We start from the raw sequence: 741 nt of genomic DNA on the forward strand, positions 1-741 counted from the left end.
GTTTGACGTATTTACATACCATTGATAAGTCAATGTACCTCTACCATCGGCAATCACCGATAGCGCAGCGGCACTTACACCTTCACAGTAAATGGCACTAGAAGGTGAAGTCACCACTACGGTCGGCTTGTTCACGACTATGGCAACAGGCGTTGAACGGACGTCTGCGCCACAGTCTCCTTGAACAATAACATAATAATATTGTGTACCTACAACGTCGGTTGCTGGTGTATAGCTCGCTGAAGTTTCGCCAGAAATAGCTGTACCTCCTGTTGTGCTATTACTTGTGTTGCTAAACCATTGATAGGTCAATGTACCTGTACCTTCGGCAATTACAGTTAAGGCCGTTGCTGTTGCGTCTTTACAATACACAGCCTCAGCTGGTGAACTTGTAATGGCTGTTGGTTTGTTAACCGTGATGGCTGCAACAGCTGATGTAGCCGCTGCACCACAGTCGCTGCCCACAACTACATAGTAGTATTGTGTTCCTACAACGTCGGTTGCTGGTGTATAGCTCGCTGAAGTTTCGCCAGAAATAGCTGTACCTCCTGTTGTGCTATTACTTGTGTTGCTAAACCATTGATAGGTCAATGTACCTGTACCTTCGGCAATTACAGTTAAGGCCGTTGCTGTTGCGTCTTTACAATACACAGCCTCAGCTGGTGAACTTGTAATGGCTGTTGGTTTGTTAACCGTGATGGCTGCAACAGCTGATGTAGCCGCTGCACCACAGTCGCTGCC

At 47.1% G+C, this 741-nt stretch carries 1 protein-coding gene; it reads right to left on the minus strand.

Features of this window, described 5'->3' with window-relative positions; all coding sequences use genetic code 11:
• On the minus strand, positions 1-741 hold a 741-nt coding region (locus tag WH223_RS14415; RefSeq protein WP_340048449.1), incomplete at both ends, for a hypothetical protein.

Origin of the sequence: Sphingobacterium sp. MYb382, assembly GCF_037572665.1 — a bacterium.
Classification (GTDB): Bacteria; Bacteroidota; Bacteroidia; order Sphingobacteriales; family Sphingobacteriaceae; genus Sphingobacterium.